Source organism: Cellulosimicrobium funkei, assembly GCF_900155925.1.
Lineage (GTDB): Bacteria > Actinomycetota > Actinomycetes > Actinomycetales > Cellulomonadaceae > Cellulosimicrobium > Cellulosimicrobium funkei.
The window spans coordinates 1-18,173 of sequence record NZ_FTMI01000004.1 but is presented as its reverse complement, the minus strand read 5'-3'; the positions used below and the strand labels follow the sequence as shown (position 1 = coordinate 18,173).

The following is an 18,173-nucleotide window of genomic DNA, read 5'->3' as shown; positions in this document are numbered from 1 at the left end:
TCGTCGGGGGTGGGCGCCACGGGGCGCGTCAGCAGTCTCGCACCCGAGCCAGGGCGTGCGTACGCCGAGGGCGCGGGACCCTCTCGGGGTCCCGCGCCCTCGGCGGAGCTCAGCCGGATCAGCTGTTCGAAGCCTGCTCCTGCTGCTGCGCGTTCTGCGTGGCCTTCTGGCCCGCGTCCGTCAGCGTCTGCGCGACGTTGTTCAGCTGCGTCTGCGCGGCCGGCCAGTCGCTGCCCTTGAACTGCTGGGCGTCGGGGCCCTCCCACGGCACGCTCTGGATCTGGGAGTTCAGGTTCTGCATCGTCGTCCGGATCTCGTCCGCCTTCTGCTGCAGCGTCTGACCGAGCCCACGGAGCTCCTCGACGTTCGCGCCCCACATGCCACCAGCCATGGTGTTCTCCTTCTGTGTCTCGACCCCCACCCTGCGTGGACGTCGTCCCGTTGTCGATGGCAGTACTCAACCATCGGCCCACGAGCGCCGTCGATGGGGAGGTGTCCCCATGAGGTGCCCGTGGTCGTCACGTCGCTACCGCGGGAGCGCGACGTGCAGCTTGCGCGCCCTGCCCGAGACCACGAGGAAGCCGCGTCCCGGCGGGAAGTCCGCGCGGCGGATGCGGCCCAGCCCCGTCCCGAGCAGCGTGTCGCCGTCGAGGTCGCCGGGCGTCAGGAGCAGGCCGGTGCGGCCCGCCTTGAACGGCTGCGCGATCGCCCACGCCTGGCCCCACGTCGAGGACTCCGCCTCGCCCACGACGAGCTGCTCGGCCCGCGTGGCGGCCCGCACGAACGCGACGAGCGGCTGCTCGGCCGGGGTGCCGGTGAACTCGGTCACCGACTCGACCAGCACCGTGAGCGTGCCCGGGCGCAGCGACCCGCCCTCGATCGCCTGGGTGAGCGTCTCGAGGAGCGTCACGACCTCCTCGGGCGACGTCGCGACGGTGTCCCACGCGTCGAGCGCCGAGATGCTCGTGCGGCGCGGCGAGAGGTACACGACCCGGCCCGCGCGCGCCCGGCGCACGGCCTGCGCGATGGTGACGAGCGCCGTCGTGCGGCCGCCCCCGGGAGGGCCGGAGAGCATGAACGTGCCGCGCGCGGGGAGCCCCACGGGCGCGATGTCGAGGTCGTCGAGGCCGATCGTCGGGCGCCCGCCCGTGACCTCGGGCAGCGACTCGAGCGCGAAGCCGTCCGGCAGCCGCTCGACGCCCGGCGCCTGCGGGATGCCGAGCCGCGTCATCGCGTCGCGGAGCTTGCCGAGCTCGCGCGCCTGGAGCGCGACGTTCGGGTCGCCACCGAGCACCGCGACCTGGACCTCGTTCTCGTCGAGGACGCCGCGACCGGGCGGGGACGTCAGCGACAGCACGTCCTTCGGGACGCCGAGCGTCAGGTAGTCGTCCTCGCTCGCGAGGCGCAGCACGAGCCGCTTCTGGATCGTCGAGCCGAGCGACGTCGGGACCGACGCCGCGCGGTCGCCCGCGACGACGACGTGGACGCCGACCTGGCGCCCGTCGGTCGCGACGGCCGTGAACGCGCCCCACACGGGGAACGCGTGCGCGGGCCGGAACTCGTACGACTCGCGGAACGCGCCGATGCCGTCGACCAGGAGCAGGATGCGCGGCTCGTCGGGCGCGCCGGCGAGCCGGCGGTACTCGTCGAGGCTGCCCGCGCGGACGGCCGCGTAGCGGGCGGACCGCTCGTCCACGAGGTCGCGCAGGGTGCGCAGCAGGCGCTGGACGCGCTCCTCGTCGTCGCCCGAGATGACGGCGCCGACGTGCGGCAGGTCCTCGAGCATCCGCAGGCCGCTCGCGCCCGCGTCGATCGCGTACACCTGGACGGGGCCGCCGCGCGCGGTGATGGCGGCCGAGACCGCGATCGTCCGCAGCGTCGCGCTCTTGCCCGAGCCGCCCGTGCCGTAGATCGCCATGTTGCCGTCGCGGTCGGGCTCGTAGAACACCGTCGGCTGGGCCTGCGACTTCGGGTCGTCCTCCACGCCGAGCAGCAGCATCGTGTCCGTGCGCGGGTTGGGCAGGCGCGCGAGGTCGTACGTCGGCGCGAGCTCGGCGAGCCACGGCTTGCGCGGCATCGGGACGGCGGCCTCGGTCGCGGCCCGCGAGATCGTCGCGACGACGCGCGCGATGTCGTTGGGGCCGGGGTCCGTGACCTCCTCGACCTCGGGCTCCGGGAGCTCCCAGCGCACCCCGGTGCCGAACGACATCTCCTGCACGTCGATCCGGGGACGCTCGGGGCGCGACGTCGTCCAGCCGCCGGCGTAGCCGGTCTGGAACGGCGTGATCCGGCCGGGGCCGGTCTTCACGGCGCCGCGACCCGGGATCGACGGGTCGAAGTGCGCGGCCATGGGGATGCCGAGGATGTCCGTCGAGTCGTCCTCGTCGGCCATGCGCAGCGCGACGCGCAGGTTCGTGTTGGCGCGCAGGTTGTCCTTGATGACGCCCGCGGGACGCTGCGTGGCGAGGATGAGGTGCAGCCCGAGGGACCGGCCGCGCTGGGCGACGTCCACGACGCCGTCCACGAACTCGGGGACCTCGTTGACCAGGGCCGCGAACTCGTCGACGACGATGAGCAGGCTCGGCGGCGCGTCCGGGTCGCCCGTGCGCTCGAGGGACGCGAGGTCCTTTGCCTTCTTCCGGTTGAGCAGGTGCTCGCGGTAGCGCAGCTCGGCCCGCAGCGACGTGAGCGCGCGGCGCACGAGGTGGGGCGAGAGGTCCGTGACGAGCCCGACGGTGTGCGGCAGGTTCACGCAGTCCGCGAACGCGGCGCCGCCCTTGTAGTCGACGAACAGGAACGTCACGCGGTCCGGGCTGTGCGCGGCGGCCATGCCGAGCACCCAGGACTGGAGGAACTCGGACTTGCCCGCACCCGTCGTCCCGCCCACGAGCGCGTGCGGGCCCTGCGTGCGCAGGTCGAGGTACAGGGGCTCCGTGCCGGAGTGGCCGACGAGCCCGCGCAGGTTGGTCGGCGCCGAGCGCCGTACCGGCGGGGAGCCGTCGCGGGGCGTGAGCGACCCGTTCTCGCGCCACGCGTCGATGAGCCGGCTCGGGTCCTCCGCGAGCGCCGTGCCCGCGAGCGCGAGGTAGGAGACCGAGCGCGGGAGGTCGGAGTCGTCGTCGACGGGCGCGCCGACGTCGACCACCGGGGCCAGGATGCGCGCGACCTCGTGCGCCGTCGCGAGGTCCACCGTCTCGCACGCGACGGGGAAGGTCAGGCGCCCGACGCGGACCTCGCCGCTCGTCGCGCCGGCGGAGCCGCCCGGGGTGTCGGCGGTGTCGACGGTGTCCACGAGCACGAACGTGCGGCACGCGGCCGGGAGCTGCTCGACGGACGGCGCGACCCACACGACGTGCACGCCCGCGTCCGCGCCGCGCTCGACGAGGCGCGTGAGACGCGAGCGGTCGACCGGGGCGTCGTCCTCGACGAGCACCACGACGGTCGGCAGGACCGGCTTGGGGGTGTCCTCCCCCTCCTCGGGGTCGATCGGCCCGCGCAGCTCGGCGTGCGTGCCGAGGTCGGCGCCGCGCAGCTCGACGAGGTCCTCGAGCCGGGACAGGAGCGACTGCGCGGCCCCCGGGTTGTCGGCGAGGTGCTCGCCGCCCAGCGGGCTGTGGGCCGACCCGGTGTGCGGGAGCCACTCGAGCCACTCCCAGTCCGCGCGCGAGCGCTGCGACGTCACGGCCGCGAGCACGAGCTCCGACGGCGAGTGCAGGCCCGCGAGCTGGACCAGCACGCCGCGCGCGACGGCGTCGACCGCGGCGCCCGCCCCCGCGACCCCGAGCGCGCCGTCGGTCCGCAGCCGCGCGACGACCGGGACGCCGGAGATCGTGGCGCACTGCGCGTGCAGCTTCTCGAGCTCGTTCCAGTACTCCGGCAGCGTGTTGTTCTCGTTCGGCTGCTCGAGCTGCGTGCGCGCGGGCGCGGAGCCCAGACCGATCCGGACGGAGAGGAACGCGTCGTGCTCCGGGCGGTGCGTCCACAGCAGGCCGCCGAGGCGCCGCACCGCGTCGACCGTGTCGGCCACCGAGGGCGCCTCGGAGAGCCGCACCGCGCGCTCGACCGCGTGCGTGCGGTCGATCGTGTCGCGCATCGCGACGACGGCGGCCTCGAACTGCTCGCGCTGCGCCTTGAGCTTGCGCCGCGCCTGCACCTTCTGGTCGAGGTAGTTGCCGAGCATGAGGATCGGGCTGAGCCCGATGAAGACGATCGACAGGACGTTGCGCGTGACGGAGTAGAGGATCACGCCCATGAGGAGCGGCGCGACCATCGCGAGGTAGGGGAACCGCTGCGGCTCGGGCGGCTGCGGCGGCTTGGGCGCGCGCAGCTTGCGCTCGCCGAAGCGGGCCACGACGCGCGGGGACCGGTTGAACTCCACGACCGGGCTCGTCGGCGCGAGGCTCGTCGTGCGGTGCAGCGCGACGACCGAGACCACGGTCGAGCCGATCGTCACGGTGTCCGCGGACGTGAGCGTCGAGCGCAGCATCCGCTGGCCGCCCATGACCAGGCCGTTCGCGGAGTTCGTGTCCGTGATCTCGATCGTCTCGCCGACCGTGATGCGCGCGTGCCGCTTCGACACCTGCGGGTCGCTCAGGCGGATGTCCATGTTGCGGTCGCGCCCGAGGTAGCTCGTGCCGACGGGCAGCGAGAACTCGCGCCCCGCGTCCGGGCCCTCGAGCACGCGCAGCACGGCGACGGCGGCCCCGCGGTCCTGGCCCGGCGAGTCGAACTGCTCGGAGACCCGCACGATCGAGACGGTCGAGCCGGACCGCAGGCCCGCCTCGACGAGGTCGCTCGTCGGCGACAGCACGCGGCCCTGGCCGCTGCCCGACGGCGACGTCCCGACCTGCAGCGTGAGCCGGTCCGGCACGGCGGTGCCCGCGCGCGTCGGGTCGCCCGCGAACAGCGCCTCGGCGACGTCGCGCACCGACGCCGTCGCGTCGGCCGTGACGGCGACGTTCGTCGTGCTGGCGTCGGGGCGGTGCAGCGTGAGCTTGATTCGCACGGGAGTTCCTCGTTCGGGTCCGGGTGGTCAGCGGCGGACGGCGAGCGGTCGACGGGCGCGACCGACCGGAGCGCGCGGCGCGCGCTCGCAGGAGCGGGCGGGCTCAGCCGTCGTCGGTCAGGTCGAGCAGGGGCAGGTCGGCCGCCGTCACGAGGCGCGACGCCACGGCGTACTCGACGAGGCGCGCGCGGCGGTTCGTCGCGAGCGCGCCGGGCCCGCCGCGCAGGCCCTTGACGCCGATCCGGTCGAGCTTGTCGCACACGTTGTCGAGCTTGCGGTTGAAGCGCGTCGTCGCCCAGCCGAGCCGGGCCGCCGCCGCGGCGGACGACGGGATCTCCGACAGGCCCGTGCCGTCGCGCCGCAGCATGGGCTCGGCGAGCGCCACGATGAGCTGCTTCTGGCTCGTCGTGAACGTGATCATGCCGATCGTCGTCGCGCCGCCCGCCTCCGGGTCCTCCGAGCGGATCTCCTGGTAGGGCGCGCCGCGCAGCTGCGCGGTGATCTCGTACGTCGTCGGCCCCGCGGTGAACACGATAGACGTCGTCGGGAAGACGATCGGCAGGCGGTTGCCCGGCGAGAGCCACGACTGGACGCCGCCGCCCGAGTCGCACACCGTCGCGGAGATGAGCGACCCGACGTTGGCGAGCCACCAGATGCCGCCCTCGTGCGCGATGCGCAGGAAGCGCCGGTGCAGGTACGGATTGTCCTCGATCGCGAGGTCCCCGTCGCGCCCGATGTCGAACGGGTCGCCGTCGGTGGACGGGCGGAACCACTCCCCGCAGAACTCGACCGCCAGCTCGCTCATGCCGCCTCCCCCGTGACGCACGCCTTCTGCGGCGAGGCCGAGACCTTGCCGTCGCGGTCGACGATGACCTCGACGCAGACCTGCTCGCCGGGCTTGGCCCGGAGCTCGACCGACGTCTTGTCGAAGTTCTCCTTGAACGGCGTCTCCTCGATCGGGTCGATCTTGCGCCACCAGAAGGAGTCGTCCTCGAGCGCCTTGTCCGAGTCGTAGGCCCACGTGAACGTCGCGACCTCGCGCGCCGGGTCGTAGGTGCCGACGAGGTCGTTCACCGGGGGCACGAGGTCGCCGAGGTTGTCCGACGGGACGAAGTCGTCGTCGGGCGCGGTCGAGCTCTCGCCGCCCGCGGTGGTCTCCGTGTCGTCCGGCGTCGCGTCGGGCCGCAGGAGGAAGAACCCCCCGACGGCGACCGCGACGCCGACGACGCCCGCGACCGTCGCCCAGAGCGCGCCGCGGCCGGATCGCTGCTCCTGCGGGGACGCGTCGTCGGGCGCCTGGTCCGGCCCGGCCGTCCGGTGCACGGTGTCCTCGACGGGCGGGGTGCCCCAACCACCGGGACGCCGCGGGCCGGGGTACAGCCGTGAGGGGTCCGTGAGCTCCGCGACGGGCGCGCCGCCCTGCCCGACGGCGGTCGTCGGCACCGTGCCGGACGTCCCCGCCGAGGGCCCCTGGTCCCACGCGGCGGGCGCGTACGGCACCTGGGGGCGGTACGGCGCCGGCTGCCCGGGCGCGGTGCCCGGGGCGACGGTCTGCCCGGGCCACGCACCGGGCGGGGCGGTGTGCAGCGGGGTCGTCGGCTGCGTCGGACGGCCGGGCGCCACGGGCCCCGCGGACGTCCCGGTCCCGGACGGGTCGATCGAGACGACCTGGCGCAGGCGCGTCCCGGCGTCGTCGTCCGGCTCCTCCTCCTGGACGTGGCCCGAGTCGTCGAGCAGGTCGATCGGCGTCACCGCGTACGACAGCTCGTTCTGGACCTGCTGGAGGGCGCGCGCGAACGCGAGGACCGTCGGGTAGCGCGACGCCGGGTTCTTCGCCATCGCCGTCGCGAGCACGCGCTCGAGCGAGGCCGGGACGTCGGTGCGGCCCGTGGGCGGCAGGGGCGAGCCCTCGATGCGCGAGATGAGGTTCGCGCTCGAGTTCGACCCGCCGGGCACCTCGAACGGCGTGCGCCCGGCGAGCAGCGTGTACGTCGTCGCGGCGAGCGCCCAGACGTCCGTCGCGATGCCGCTGCGCGGGGGCTCCGCGAACGACTCCGGCGGCGACCACGGGATGGACATGCCCTCGGCGCGCGCCGCGTCGTCGACCGTGGACGAGATGCCGAAGTCCGTGAGCGCGGGGTGCCCGTACTCGGTGACGAGGATGTTCGCGGGCTTGATGTCGCGGTGCAGGATCCCGGCGCGGTGCGCCGTCTCGACGGCACCGGCGATCTGGACGGCCGTGCGCAGCGCCTCGGCGACGGGGAGCCGCTCGGTGCGGTAGCGCGCGCCGAGGTTGGGCCGCGAGCAGTACTCCATCGCGAGGTACGGGCGGCCGTCGTCCGCGATGTCCGCCTCGTACATCGTGACGATCGACGGGTGCGTCGAGAGCGTCGCCATGAGGTCGGCCTCGGCGTCGAACGCCGCGCGCTGCGAGTGGCTCGACCACTCGTGCAGCAGCACCTTCACCGCGACGCGGCGGCGCGGGCGCTGCTGCTGGTACAGGAAGACGTCCGAGAACCCGCCCGAACCGATGAGCGAGACGTACTCGAAGCCGCGGATCTCCGGTGGAGGGGACGGTGCGCGCTTGCTGCTCACCGGATCCCCTCGAAGCGCAGGGTCACGCCGTCGCCCAGGTCGGCGACGTCGCCGTCCACCACGAGGACCGGCTCGGACGGGTGCAGGCGCCGCGGCGGCTGACCGCCGCGCAGGAGCGTGGTCCCGTTCGTCGTCGCCATGTCGCTCACGAGCACGTGCCAGCCCTCGAGCGTGATCTCCAGGTGCGAGCGCGAGATGTCCTGCTGCGGGCTCGGCACCGTGACGAGGCGCGGGAGCTCCGCGGCCTGCGTGCGCGGCGAGCGCGGGCGACGGCCCACGACGACGGGCCGGTCGAGCTCGAGCGTCTGCCCCGTGGAGACCACGACCCGGCCGAGCGGCGGGCGCACGGCGAGCTCGGCGTCGCCGTCGAGCGGCGCGTCGCACACGGCGCACGTGTCGCGCGACGGCGGGTTCGCGTGCCCCTCGGGGCACGTGCGCGCGAGGATCTGCTGCTGCCCCGGTGCGGGCGGCGGGCTGAAGGACGGGACCGGGGGCGGCACGGGCGCGTCCTCGACCGCCGGCTCCTGGGCCGCCGCGCGCAGGTCCGCGATCGCCGACGACAGCACGGTGTGGCCGTCGTGGTCGAGCCCGGCGACGGGCGCGGGCTCGTCGTCGGGCGTGACGGTCGCCGCCCGGTGCGCGGCGGCGGGCGTGGCGCCCGTCCACTCGCGCGGGACGCCCGCGATGAGGCCGTCCGGCGCGGGCGGCGGGGCGGGCACGGGCGCCTCGTCCGCCGGCGGGGCGGGGACGGCCGGGACGGGCGGCGCGGGCGGCACCGTGGCCGACGGCGTCGGCTCGTCGGCCTCGTCCGTCTCCTCGTCCTCCGCGGACCGGACCGCGGCGTCCTCGACCGTCCGCAGGATGGTGGAGCCCCACAGGTGGGCGTAGTCGTCGTCCTCCTCCGGGGGCGCCTCGGAGACCGGCGCGGCCGGCTCGACGACGGGCGGCGGCTCGACGGCGTCGGGCTGCGGCGCGATCGTCTCCTCCGGGAGCCGGAGCGTCGCCCCGAGCCCGCCGAGGACCGTCGTCGCCGACGGCACCGCGGGCGCCTCGGCGAGCGTCGCGGTCTCCGCGGCGGCGTGACGCGCGTCCCGGCCGGGCTCCGAGGCTCGGTCCTCGGGGACGCTCGCCTCCGTGGCGGCGAGCCGGTCGGCGTCCGGCCCGGGGTCGGAGCCGAGGTCCTCGCCGCCCGACGCGACGGGCTGCTCGGGGCGCTCGACGAGCGGCCACGCGACCGCGGAGGCGAGCACCACGCCCGACTCCAGCGGCACGGAGAGCGCGTCCCCGAGGAGCGGCCCGCCGGGCGGTGCGGGCTCGACGGGCACCACGCCCGCGTCCGCCTGGACGAGCAGCTCGACGACGTCGTCCAGCACCCGCTCCGACCAGGTGGTGACGCCCTCGCCCTCGACCTGGACGCGCTCGCCGCCGTCGAGCTCGAGCGTGACGGAGAGGCGGCCGCGCGCGGCCACGTGGACGCGGCGGCCGGTGACGACCGCGACGACGAACGGCGGCACGGTGCGCAAGCTCGAGCCGAACGCACCCGTGAGGACCTGGAGGACCTCGACGACGCCCGCGTCCGTGCCGAGCTGGTCCCACACCTGCTCGACGAGCGAGGGCTCCACCGGTGCGGGCAGCACGACGACCGCGCCGCCGCGCACCACGGTGCGTGCCGTTCCGGTGACGTAGCGCAGCGTCACGTCAGACCCCCGATCTGCAGACGAACATCCCTGGGCAGCGTGTCCTCGTCGACGACCGGACCCGGCGCCGCCACCTGGTCCCGCGGCGTCGTGCTCCCGCCGCTCGTGTCGTCGGACACGCCCGTCGCGTCGACGACGACGACTGTGATGTTATCCCGGCCACCGGCGGCGATGGCCTCGTGGACCAGCCGCTCGGCCGCGGCCTGCGGGTCCGGCGTGGCGAGCAGGACCTCCGCGATCCGCTCGTCGGACAGCTCGCCGGTGAGGCCGTCGGAGCAGACGAGCACGCGGTCGTGCCGCTCGATGGGCAGGTACCAGAAGTCGGCCTGCGGGGCGTTGCGCGAGCCGAGCGCACGCGTGACGACGTGGCGCCGTGGGTGCGTGAGCGCCTCGGTCGGGGTGAGGAGACCGGCGTCGACCATCTCCTGCACCTCGGAGTGGTCGACGCTCACCTGCTCCAGGCGGCCCCCCGCCAGGTGGTAGGTGCGCGAGTCGCCGACGTTCACGACGAGCCAGTACGGGTTGCCGTCCTGCTCGGAGACGACGACGCCCGTGACGGTCGTGCCGGCGCCGCGGCCCGGCTCGGTGACGATCGCCTGCACGTTCTCCTGCGCGACCGCGATCCGGGTCCGCACCTCCTCGGGCGTGACGACCTCGAGGTCGGCGAGCGGGCGCAGTGCCTCGACGGCGGTCGCGCTCGCGACCTCGCCCGCCTCGTGCCCGCCCATGCCGTCGGCGACGAAGAAGACGGAGCGCGCGGCGAGGAAGCGGTCCTCGTTGAGGAGGCGGCGGGCGCCGCGGTGCGACGCCGCGCCCCAGGCCAGGTGCACCTCGGCGGGCTGGTCGGTGGTCACGAGACTCCCGGGTGGACGACGAGGCGACGGTCGCCCACGTGGATGGTCGCGCCGACGGGGACGCGCACGCGCGTCCCCGGCTCGGCGACGCGGGGCGGGGCTCCGGGCACCGACACGACGGTGCCGTTCGTCGAGCCGCGGTCGGTGAGCCACAGGCCGCTCGGGTCGACGCGCAGCTCGGCGTGCGTCTTGGAGACGGAGCGCGTCGGGTCGTCGAGGGCGACGAGGGTCCAGGGTCCGTCGTCGGGCGCCTGGGGGTTGCGGCCCACGAGGGTCGGGCGGTCGACGGTGCGCCGCTCCCCCGACTCGAGCTCGATGACGACGGCCACGTCGGGCGCGGGCTCCATCGCGCGCACGTCGCGCGCGGACATCCGGGTGCTGTCCCACTCGGGCTCGGCGGCCTCGGGGCCTGCCAGCGGGGCGGCGGACCGCGCAGCAGCCGCCGGGGCGGGCGTCGGCACGGGCGCCGGCACCGCGGCCGGCGGGGGCGCGGCGGGAGGCGGGGCGGACGCTCCGCTCCCGACGCCGGGGACGCCCGTGATGAGACCGCCCTCGGTGGGCGCGGGCGCGGGCGTGGACGGGAAGGCCCAGGGGTCCGGCACGGGCGCGGCCGGCACCGCCCCGGACGCCTCGCCCGGGCGGGCCGACGAGGCGGGAGACGGCGGCGGCGCGAACGACGCGGCGGGGGTCGCGGCCGACGGCGCGGGCGGGCGCCCGACGTCGGGCGCCGGGTACGGCGCCGGCTGGCCGCCCGGGGCGGCGAGGTACGCGCCGGGGGCGGCCGGGGCGCCGTACGCCCCGGCGGGGCCGCCCGCCACGAGCGAGGCGACGCCGTCGTACCCCGAGGACGTGGGGGCGACGCCGCGCACGTCGAGCACGAGCGACCGGCCCGCCTTGTCGTGCCAGCCCTGCGACCGGCCGGTGGAGTCGAAGCGCGGGCTGAGCAGCACGACGAGGATCCCGCCCAGCGGCACGACGCCCACGATGATCCAGCGCAGCGCCGCGCGCCCGAACCCGACCGGCCCGCGCGTGCCCGCGTCCACCGTGCGGATGCCGGTCGCGAGGTTGCCGAGCGTCTTGCCCGTCGACCCCTCCCAGAACCAGACGCCGACCCACCACGCGAGCGCGAGCACCGCGGCCACGACGTAGACCACGAGGATCTTGCCGAGCAGCGCGGCGGCCTCCTCCTGGGTCACCGTCTGCACGCTGCCGAGCGGCGCGCCCACGACCGCGAGACCCGCCACGAGGACGACGAGAGCGACGACGGCCGGCACCGCCGCGTCGACGAGGTACGCGAGGAAGCGGCGGCCGGTCCCGGCGAAGGGCGCGGCGGCGAGGGACGACGGCGACGCCCCGGCCGAGACCGGGACGAAGGCCTTCTGCGTCGCCGCGTAGACCTCGGGCTCGGTCGTCGTGTCCGGCGCCGAGTGCGCGACGGCGGCGTACGGCAGGTCCGGCCCACCGCGGCCCGCGACGGCCTGGACGCCGCCGACCGGCCCCGCCGACGGCGCGGCGACGGGCCGGCCCGTCCGCGGGAACGGCTGCCCGCACACCGCGCAGAACGCGGCCCCCGGGGACTGCGCGGACCCGCAGGCGGGGCACGTCACGTCGCTCATGACTCGTCTCCCTGTCGTCTCGACGGCCCCGACGACGACCCTGCCGCCGGGGGCACCGCGCCACCCCGCGCGCCGGCGCGGCGGCCGGGCAGCCACCGGCGCAGGCCCGCGGAACCGCCGCCCGCGCGCACGGACCGCAGCGAGAGCGCGGCACGCACCCGGGCGCGACGGTTCACGGAGGAGCGTAGCCCTCCGACGACGGAGTCGACGTCCGCCCAGAACGCCTCGATCTCCTGCTCCGTCGGCTCCCCGGTGCCGAAGACGGTCGCGTCCGCGCGGTGCGCGAGCGGGATCGTCGCCGTCGCGCCGTACGCCTGCGCGAGCACCCCCGCGCCCTCGCGGCGGGTCGAGCCGGCGGGGACAGGCGTCCCGAGGTCGGTCGCGGTGTCGAGCACCTCGCGCCAGCCGCCGCTCACGCGGTCGACGGGCCGTTCCGCGGTGCGGCGCCGGGCCCGGCGTCGCGCCTTGTAGGCGAGCACGAGCACGACCGGGAGCGCGAGCAGCGCGAGCGGCACGACCACGGCGACGCCGATGAGGACCGCCTGCCCCCAGTCGAACCCGTCGCTGTCGGCCTTCTCCTTCTCCTCGTCGTCGATCTTCCCGGCCTCGGCCTCGGCGGGCTCCTCCGGCGGCTCCGGGTCCTCGAGGATCGGGGGCTTGGGCACCTGGAGGCTCTTCGGCTCCGGCTGGATCTTGTTGTCCTCGTCCGGGATCGCCGTGATCGGCACCCAGCCGTGGCCGACGAACGGCACCTCGGCCCACGCGTGCACGTCGGTCCCGGTCGCCGTGTACGGCTCGCCCGGCTCGAGCGGGTTCTTGTCCAGGTCGGGGTAGAAGCCCATCACGACGCGAGCCGGGATGCCGGCCTGGTTGGCCATGAGCGCGAGCGCGACGGCGAACTGCTCGTCGTCGCCCACCATCTCCTCGTCGGCGAGCAGCGTGTCGATGCGCTCCGCCGAGTGGCCCGGTCGCGACGGCGGCTGCGTGTCCAGCCCGCTCGAGAAGATGCCGCTCGCGACGAGGCCGTCACGCAGCGCGTAGAGCTGGTCGACGGGCTCGGTCTCCTCGCCCATGAACTGCGCGGCCTTGCCCGCGAGCGACGCGGGCAGCACGCCCTTCGGCGGTGTGGGGACCTGCACCGACTGGTCGATCGTCCCCGCGCGGAGGTCGTCCTCGGTGGGCTCGGCCGTGACGAGCGCGTCGAGCGTGTAGGTGTCGCCCGGGCGCAGCCCGGCGGTCGACAGCGCCGTGCCGGTCGTGCCGTTGTAGTACGTCGTGTCGGCGAGCTCGCGCGCCCGCTCGCCGGTGTAGGTGATGCCCGCGAGCCGGCCGACGTCGGGCACCCACACCCCGGTGTAGTCGCCGACCTGGACGTCGAGGCGCGTCGGCGTGCCGGGCGCGACCGTCGCGATCTCCTGGCCCGCGCGCGTGTAGACGCCCGAGCCGGGCAGCCCGCTCGAGACGTCGTAGACGACGCCGTTGTAGGTGTCGAGCGCGGCGAGGCGAACCTTCGCGCCCGGGGGCAGGCCCCGCACGGTGAACAGCTCGTCCTCGCGCATGTCCTTCGCGTACTTGCGGAACGCCGTGAGCGGGCTGACGTACTGGTGCAGGTCGAGCGGCGGGACGACCGTCTCGCGCAGGACGGTGCGCGGGGCGTCGGGCAGGAGCGCGGGGGCCGCGAACGCCGCCGCGACGCCCCCGACGACGAGCATCGCCGCGCCCGTGCGCACGCGGTGCCACCACAGGCGCCGCGTCGCGGCGCGGCTCGCCTCCGTCGTGATCTGGTGCGCGCCGAGCCGCGCGGCGGTGACGCGCCACCCCGCCCAGAGCAGGCCGACGCCGCCGAGCACGAGGCCTTGCGCCACCGGGTACGCCGCGATGACCGTCCCGAGCAGGATGACCGCCACGAACGCGACGGCCACCGGCACGAGCGCCCACGCGGCACGGCGCGCGCGCCACGCGATCGTGCCCGCGAGGAGCCCCGTGACGAGCATGAGGAGGTACGGGACGACGGCGAGGTGCGGGAACGAGTGCAGCGGCGGGACGGTCGTGACGAACTCCTTCCAGCCCGTCACCGCCCCGCGCGCGAGGTCGGCGATCGTCGCGAGCGACGGGAGCACGCCGCCGATCGCGTCGGCGGGCAGGGCGAGCAGACCGCCCAGGAGGAGGTAGGCGAGGACCGCGACCGGGAGCACGGTGTAGGCCGCCCAGCGCCGCCAGGCCCCGAGCCACGCGACCGCGAGGCCGACGACGGCGCCCCCCGCGGCGGGGATCAGGTAGCCCGAGGAGCCCCAGACGGGGCCGAACCCGACGACCGTGGCACCGAGGACGAGGACGAGCGCGAGCGCGTCGACGGCGCCGAGCGCCGTGAGGGCGCGCGGCGTGTCGGCGCCGCGCAGCCGGGTCGTGTTCCGCTGCGACGTGCCGGACGAGGGCGCCGGCGTGCCGACCGGCGTGGCGCGGCGCGAGCCGCGCGTCGTGGTGCTGGGCGCGCTCATCAGTCGTTCAGCCTCCGCAGGGCGAGGGGGAGCTCGCCGAGCTCGCCGATGGTGAGGACGACGAGCTCCGCGATCGCGTGCCGGCTGAGGGACGCGCCGGGCACACACTGGATCGCCATGACGCGCACGTCCTGCGGCAGGCGCGCCGACGCCGCACGGAGCTCCGTCGGGGTGACCCGGCTCCCGACGATGAACGCCACCACCGACGCGTCCGTGATCGTCAGGCCCGCGACGCGCGCGACGTCGACGAGCGACGTGCGCTGCGACTGCGTCTCCACGCGCGCGAGGTCGTCGAGGAGGCGCGTGCGGTGGTCGCCGCGCAGGTTGCCGTCGTTGACGAGGACCGTGACGCCGCGGTCCTCCTTGATCGCCTGGAGCCCGAGGGACCCGCACGCGCTCACGGCGAGCTCGAACTCGTCGTCGTGCGCGTAGTCCTCGGCCCGCGTCGAGAGCAGCACCGCGAGGTGCGAGCGCCGCGTCTCCTCGAACTGGCGCACCATGAGCTGGCCCGTGCGGGCCGTCGTCTTCCAGTGGATGTGGCGCCGGTCGTCGCCGGGCACGTAGTCGCGCAGCGCGTGGAACGACACGTCGGAGTTCGAGATGTCGGTGGTCACGCGGCCCTCGAGGTCCTTGAGGAACCCGGTCGACGAGCCGGACAGGTTCTTGACGCGCGGGTGGACGAAGAGCTCCTCGGGCTCGGTCCACACGACCTCGCGCCGCAGGAGCCCGAGCGGGTCGGCCCGCACGGAGCGCACCGGGCCGACGGAGATGACCGACCGCCGGTGGGTCGGCACGGTGAAGATCTCCTCGTGGCTCCCCTGCGGGCGCAGGCGCGGCACGGGGAACGTCGCCATGCCCTGCCCCACGGGCAGCTCCATGACCGACGGGAGCAGCGGACGGGCGGAGTCGTTGCGGACGTCGAGCCGGCCCACCGCACGGTCCCCCACCGTCACGCGCTGCTGCGCGAGGTCGAGCACGACGGCGTACCGGAAGCGCCCGAGCACGAACGCGACGGCCGCGAGCAGCGCGACCGTGAGCAGGACCGCCACGACGAGCAGCTCGAGCCACGACAGCGCGAGCCCGGCCCACCAGGCCGCGACCGTGACGACGAGCGCAGCCCAGCCGAACGGGCTGACGGCGGACGTCACGGGCCGGACCGTCCGCGCGGCGGGCGCGAGCGCGCGCCCGACCGGCGCGGTGACCCGCGCGAGGGGTGCGGCCAGGGGGCGGAGCAGCCCGGCGAGGGCGGACCCCGCGCGGGGTGCGCCCGGGCGGCCGCCGCTGGCGGTGCGGCCGGAGCGGGCGCTGGGGCGCCCGCTCGTCGGGCCGGAGGTGGCGTTCATGGCATGGGCTCTCGGTCGGTGCGGGCCGTCGGTCCGCCGGCGGCGGGACGGCGTGCGGCCGGCGTGCGGGACGCCGGTCGCGTCAGGCGCTGCGGCGCTCCTGCGGCGCCGCGACGTCGGCGAGCAGGCGGCCGAGCACGGCCTCGTTCGTCGCGCCCGCGAACTCCGCCTCGGGGTCGAGCACGAGGCGGTGCGCCCACGCCGGCTGCGCCAGCTCCTTGACGTCGTCCGGCAGGACGTAGTTGCGCCCGTGCGCGGCGGCCCACACCTTCGCGCAGCGCACGAGGGCGAGCGCACCACGGACGGAGACGCCGACGCGCACCTCGGGCGCGTTGCGCGTCTCCTCGGCGAGCCGGGAGACGTACTCGAGCACCGCGCCGTCGACGTGCACGCGCGCGCCGAGCTCGGCCATCTCCGTGACGGCCTGCGTCGTGATGAGCGGCTGGAGCGTCTTGCTCCGGTCGCGGACGGACGCGCCCGAGAGGATCTCGACCGTCGAGGCGTGGTCCGGGTAGCCGATCGACGCCTTCATGAGGAAGCGGTCGAGCTGCGCCTCGGGCAGGCGGTACGTCCCGGCCTGCTCGATGGGGTTCTGCGTCGCGATGACCATGAACGGGCGGCCGACCTCGTGACCGACGCCGTCGACCGTGACCCGGCCCTCCTCCATGACCTCGAGGAGCGCGGACTGCGTCTTGGGCGAGGCGCGGTTGATCTCGTCCGCGAGGACGATGGACGCGAAGATCGGGCCCGGGTGGAACTCGAACTTCCCCGTCTTCTGGTCGTAGATCGTCACGCCCGTGACGTCGGACGGCAGGAGGTCCGGGGTGAACTGGATGCGGTTGTTCGTGCCCTGGACGCTCGCGGCGAGCGCGCGCGCGAGCGAGGTCTTGCCGGTGCCGGGCGCGTCCTCGAGGAGGATGTGCCCCTCGGAGAGCATGCACGTCAGGGTCAGGCGCACGACGTGCGCCTTGCCCAGGACGGCCTGGCCCACGTTGCCGACGAGGCGGTCGAAGGTCTGAGCGAACCAGGTGGCCTGCTCGGGGGTCATGGTGGTCATTCGTCGCTTCCGTTCGCTGTGCTGTCCGAGGTGGGGCGCGGGCCGCGCTAGTACCACGTCATGGTGTTCGTGCTCCCGATGGTCGTCTCGATCCGCGCCGAGCCGCCCGGCTGGCCGTAGACGCACTGCTGGCCGCCGGAGTAGTTCCCGTTCCCGTCCGTCTGCAGGGCGCGGCCCTGGGCGTCGCGGCTGTAGTTGCCGGACCCGATCTGCGAACCGCCGCCATAGCACGTCACCCGGAACGAGGTGTTGGCCGGGCCGTCCTTGATGGTGAGGTAGAGCTCGGCGCACGACGAGTGCCCGCACTCGCCCGGCCACTTCCCGTCGGGGAGCTTGTGGTTGCTCCCCTTGCTCACCGTGAGGACGGGCTCGGGCTTCTTGTCGGACGTCGCCGACCTGCACGTCTCCTTCGGGGCGCCCTCCGTCGGGGTGACCCGGACGCAGATCTCGCGCGTCTCGGAGTAGCCGACCGAGAGGCTCCCGGAGCCTTCCTTCTGGATGGACTGGACCGCGCCGCGCACCTGCACGGAGTACCCGCGCCCGTTGCCCGCGGTCGACCAGCTGTACGTGATCGAGCGGTCGCCGCCGTTCATCGAGACGACCGGCGCCGGGATGGGCCCGTAGGGCGACTCCTCGTTCGCCGTCGCCGCCGCCCCCGGCTCGCGCGCGCCGTCGACCCCCGCGACGGCGCGCACCGCGATCCGGTACGGCTTGCCGTTCGACAGCCCGCCGACGACCTTGTTCGCGCCGAGCGGCTGCCAGCCACCGCCGGCGTCGTACTGGTAGGTGATCTCGTCGGCCCGCACGCCGTTGCCCGACGCCGCGCCGAACGACAGCTGGATCTCGCCGTTCGTGCCGTTCGCGTCGGCGCTGAGGTTCGACACCGCGCCCGGCTTCGCGAACGCGCGCACCGGGTCCGACGCCGGCGAGAACTCGGCGTCGCCGAGCTTGTCCGTCGCCTTGTTGTGCGCGCGCACCCGGAACGCGTAGCCCGTCGTGTCCGCCGGGACGCCGATCGTCGCGGACGTCGCGCCGCCGGCGGCGGTCGAGGTCTGCACGACGCTCCCGCCCCGCAGCGCCTCGATCGTGTACCGCGTGATCGGGGCGCCGTTGCCGTCCGGGGCGCCCCAGGAGACCTGCATCTGCGACGTGTCGCCGATCGACGTGCGCCGCACCGCCGGCTTGGCGGGAGCCGCCGGCTTGCCCGCCGGCGTCTCGGCGGCCGAGTAGTCGCCCCAGTCCGAGGGGTCAGGGGCGAGGTTCACGGCCTGGGCGCGCACCTTGTACGCGACGCCGTTCTGCAGGCCGTCCCACGTCACCGACGTCCCGGTCAGGGCCGTCTTCTGCACGGCGCCGCCCGGCGGCGCGGGCGAGATCTCGAGGTTGACGGCCTGGATCGGCGAGCGGTCGGTGTAGGTCTTGTTGGTCCAGGTGACGGTGAGGGACTTGTCGCCGAACTCGAGGCGGGGTGCGGCGGGCGGGTCGGGCTTCTCGTCGGGTCGGGCGAC

Annotated in this window: 11 protein-coding genes; all 11 read right to left on the bottom strand. The window is 75.3% G+C overall.

Annotated features, from left to right (window positions below):
- Nucleotides 1–118: 118 nt before the first annotated feature.
- On the bottom strand, nucleotides 119–391 hold the full coding sequence (locus tag BXA05_RS11075; RefSeq protein ID WP_021482523.1) for a WXG100 family type VII secretion target: 273 nt from the start codon (nucleotides 389–391) through the stop codon (nucleotides 119–121).
- 135 nt (nucleotides 392–526) lie between these two features.
- Nucleotides 527–5,005, bottom strand: coding sequence for a type VII secretion EssC family protein (locus tag BXA05_RS11070; RefSeq protein ID WP_061268516.1), 4,479 nt, complete (start codon nucleotides 5,003–5,005; stop codon nucleotides 527–529).
- A gap of 103 nt (nucleotides 5,006–5,108) precedes the next feature.
- Nucleotides 5,109–5,810 (bottom strand): hypothetical protein, encoded by a 702-nt coding sequence (locus BXA05_RS11065; protein WP_043654136.1) that lies wholly within the window; start codon nucleotides 5,808–5,810, stop codon nucleotides 5,109–5,111.
- Nucleotides 5,807–7,600, bottom strand: a complete 1,794-nt coding sequence (locus BXA05_RS11060; protein ID WP_076405061.1) for a serine/threonine-protein kinase — start codon at nucleotides 7,598–7,600, stop codon at nucleotides 5,807–5,809. Before BXA05_RS11060 ends, BXA05_RS11065 begins: the two co-directional genes overlap by 4 nt.
- Nucleotides 7,597–9,297 (bottom strand): FHA domain-containing protein, encoded by a 1,701-nt coding sequence (locus tag BXA05_RS11055; protein WP_076405060.1) that lies wholly within the window; start codon nucleotides 9,295–9,297, stop codon nucleotides 7,597–7,599. Before BXA05_RS11055 ends, BXA05_RS11060 begins: the two co-directional genes overlap by 4 nt.
- Nucleotides 9,294–10,151 carry a PP2C family protein-serine/threonine phosphatase gene (locus BXA05_RS11050; protein WP_021483309.1) on the bottom strand — a complete coding sequence of 286 codons (858 nt, stop codon included), beginning with the start codon at nucleotides 10,149–10,151 and terminating at the stop codon, nucleotides 9,294–9,296. Before BXA05_RS11050 ends, BXA05_RS11055 begins: the two co-directional genes overlap by 4 nt.
- Nucleotides 10,148–11,767 carry an RDD family protein gene (locus BXA05_RS11045; protein ID WP_076405059.1) on the bottom strand — a complete coding sequence of 540 codons (1,620 nt, stop codon included), beginning with the start codon at nucleotides 11,765–11,767 and terminating at the stop codon, nucleotides 10,148–10,150. The genes BXA05_RS11050 and BXA05_RS11045 overlap by 4 nt, the downstream gene beginning before the upstream one ends.
- On the bottom strand, nucleotides 11,764–14,265 hold the full coding sequence (locus BXA05_RS11040; protein WP_076405058.1) for a transglutaminase-like domain-containing protein: 2,502 nt from the start codon (nucleotides 14,263–14,265) through the stop codon (nucleotides 11,764–11,766). Before BXA05_RS11040 ends, BXA05_RS11045 begins: the two co-directional genes overlap by 4 nt.
- Complete coding sequence (locus tag BXA05_RS11035; protein ID WP_083711821.1) at nucleotides 14,265–15,608, bottom strand: DUF58 domain-containing protein; 1,344 nt, start codon at nucleotides 15,606–15,608, stop codon at nucleotides 14,265–14,267. The genes BXA05_RS11040 and BXA05_RS11035 overlap by 1 nt, the downstream gene beginning before the upstream one ends.
- Nucleotides 15,609–15,690: 82 nt before the next feature.
- A complete protein-coding gene (locus BXA05_RS11030) occupies nucleotides 15,691–16,665 on the bottom strand; it encodes an AAA family ATPase (protein ID WP_076405057.1) in 975 nt (324 codons plus the stop codon).
- Between the two features lie 47 nt (nucleotides 16,666–16,712).
- The coding region (locus BXA05_RS11025) for a fibronectin type III domain-containing protein (protein WP_143311133.1) at nucleotides 16,713–18,173 on the bottom strand (1,461 nt) is incomplete at its 5' end.